The 2663-nt window shown below is 68.5% G+C and carries 2 protein-coding genes; both read left to right on the top strand.

Annotation, left to right across the window (positions count from 1 at the left end; genetic code table 11):
• The first annotated feature begins 576 nt into the window (after nt 1-576).
• Nucleotides 577-2502 (top strand): 1,4-alpha-glucan branching protein GlgB, encoded by a 1926-nt coding sequence (glgB, locus tag PHC73_RS13680; protein ID WP_300129364.1) that lies wholly within the window; start codon nt 577-579, stop codon nt 2500-2502.
• Nucleotides 2499-2663, top strand: a 165-nt coding sequence (locus tag PHC73_RS14055; protein WP_366949894.1) for a maltotransferase domain-containing protein, incomplete at its 3' end; no start/stop codon positions are given. The genes glgB and PHC73_RS14055, both read left to right, overlap by 4 nt.

The raw sequence follows: 2663 nt of genomic DNA, 5'->3' as shown, positions 1-2663 counted from the left end.
GTGGCCGGACGCGAATCAAGCGCGTAAGGGCTTGATTCGCGGGAGCCCGTCCGGGCGTGTACCGGACGGGCGACGCAAGAAATGCGCAGGACGCGCATTTCTTCACAAACTCTGAGAGTTTGTGAATTTTTCAAGCTCCGAGGCCGGCCAGGGATGGTTTGCCCCCGAATCAAGCGCGTCAAGCGCTTGATTCGGGGGGCTCGTTGCGGACATGTGCCGCGACGAGCCGAGTTGAAAAAGGGCAGGAAGCCCTTTTTCAACGGCCTGTTATCGACAAACGCTGACACGGCGGTCGTTGCGCGACGCGCGGTCCGGCGCCCGGGTCGGCCGGCCCTGCCGACACATCGGGCACAGTGACGCACTCGTCCCGCCAACCGGCGCGAATGCCATCTCCGACGGCGCATCCCCACGGGCGCCCACAAACGTCGACACGGCCGTGGGCAGCCGGCGGGTAGCGGCGCCGCGACGCCGCGGCGCGGATGCCGGCCGGGCGGCGCGGGTTTGAAACCTGTTTCTCATCTGGGCAGGGTAGAAAACAAGCGCCTCACCGATTTGCCCCACGCAAAGGAGCGCCGCATGCCGAACTTGGCCGCGCCCGGCCCGCCGCACCTGACCGAGCACGACATCTACCTGTTCCGGGAGGGCTCGCACACCCGGCTGTACCAAAAGCTGGGCGCCCACCCGTGCCGCGAGGACGACCACGACGGCGTCCGCTTCGCGCTGTGGGCACCCAACGCCGAGCGGGTGTCGGTGATCGGCGATTTCAACGGCTGGGATCCGGCCGCCCATCCGCTGCGCAGCCGGGACGACCAGTCCGGCATCTGGGAAGGCTTCGTCGCTGGACCTGCCGCGGGGGCGCTGTACAAGTTCCACATCGTCTCGCGCCACGGCGGCTACACGGTGGACAAGGCCGACCCGTTCGCCGTGTGCAGCGAACCGCCGCCGCGCACCGCCTCGCGCGTGTGGTCGCTGGACTATGCCTGGGGCGATCAGGAGTGGATGGCCCGGCGCGGGCGCGCCAACGCGCTCGATTCGCCGATGGCGGTGTACGAGGTGCACCTGGGCTCCTGGCGGCGGGTACCGGAGGAGGGCAACCGCCCGCTCACGTACCGCGAAATCGCCCCGCTGCTGGCCGACCACGCGCGCGCGCTCGGCTTCACCCACGTCGAACTGCTGCCGGTCATGGAGCACCCGTTCTACGGCTCCTGGGGCTACCAGACCACCGGTTACTTCGCGCCGACTGCCCGTTACGGCAGCCCGCAGGACCTGATGTACCTGATCGACCACCTGCACCAGGCCGGCCTCGGCGTGATCCTGGACTGGGTGCCGTCGCACTTTCCGGCCGACGAGCACGGCCTGGCCTATTTCGACGGCACGCACCTGTTCGAGCACGCCGACCCAAGACAGGGCTATCACCCGGAGTGGAACAGCGCCATCTTCAACTACGCGCGCAACGAGGTGCGGGCGTTCCTGCTGTCGAGCGCCCTGTTCTGGCTGGAGCACTACCACGTCGACGGCCTGCGCGTGGACGCGGTGGCCTCCATGCTGTACCTGGACTACGCGCGCGGCGACGGCGAGTGGATCCCGAACCGCTACGGCGGGCGCGAGAACCTGGAGGCGATCGACTTCCTGCGCCGCCTGAACGAGGCCGTGTACCGCGACCACCCGGACGTGCAGACCATCGCCGAGGAGTCCACCGCCTGGCCGATGGTGTCGCGCCCCACCTACACCGGCGGGCTCGGCTTCGGCCTCAAATGGAACATGGGCTGGATGCACGACACGCTGGGCTACTTCCAGCTCGACCCGATATTCCGCAGTCACCATCACGGCCAGATCACCTTCAGCCTGTGGTATGCGTTTTCTGAGAACTTCCTCCTGCCGCTGTCGCATGACGAGGTGGTGCACGGCAAGGGCGCGCTGATCGGCAAGATGCCGGGCGACGAGTGGCAGCAGTTCGCCAACCTGCGCCTGCTGTACGGCTACATGTGGGCGCACCCGGGCAAGAAACTGCTGTTCATGGGCGGCGAGTTTGGCCAGCGGCGCGAGTGGCAGCACGACGAGAGCCTCGAATGGCACGTGCTGCAGTACCCGCTGCATGGCGGCCTGCAGCAGTGGGTGGGCGACCTGAACCACTGCTACCGCCAGCAGCCGGCACTGTACACGCGGGACTTCACCGCGGACGGCTTCGCCTGGGTCGACTGCCACGACTGGGAACAATCCGTGCTGAGCTTCCTGCGCTACGGCGCCGGCCCGGACGACGTGCTGCTGGTGGTGTGCAACTTCACCCCGGTGCCGCGCCACAACTACCGCGTCGGCGTGCCGCGCGGCGGGCGCTGGCGCGAGCTGCTCAACAGCGACGCCACCACCTACGGCGGCAGCGGCATGGGCAACCTCGGCGAGATCGACAGCGCCCCGGTGGCCGCGCACGGCCACTACCAGTCGCTGTCGCTGATGCTGCCGCCGCTGGCGGTGCTGTACCTGAAGCCGGCGGGCACAGGCTGACGCCGATGCCGCCACGCAACCGTCCCGCCACCGCGACGCCGATCGCCGGCGACGGCCGCCAGCGGGTGGTGATCGAACACCTCACGCCGTGCGTCGACGGCGGGCGCTTTCCGGTCAAGCGCGTGCTCGGCGAGCCGGTGGTGGTGCAAGCCGACATCTTC

The sequence above is a fragment of the Immundisolibacter sp. genome, assembly GCF_028696615.1.
GTDB lineage: Bacteria > Pseudomonadota > Gammaproteobacteria > Immundisolibacterales > Immundisolibacteraceae > Immundisolibacter.
Note: the sequence above shows the minus strand (reverse complement) of the source record. Positions and strands in the feature narration are given on the sequence as shown.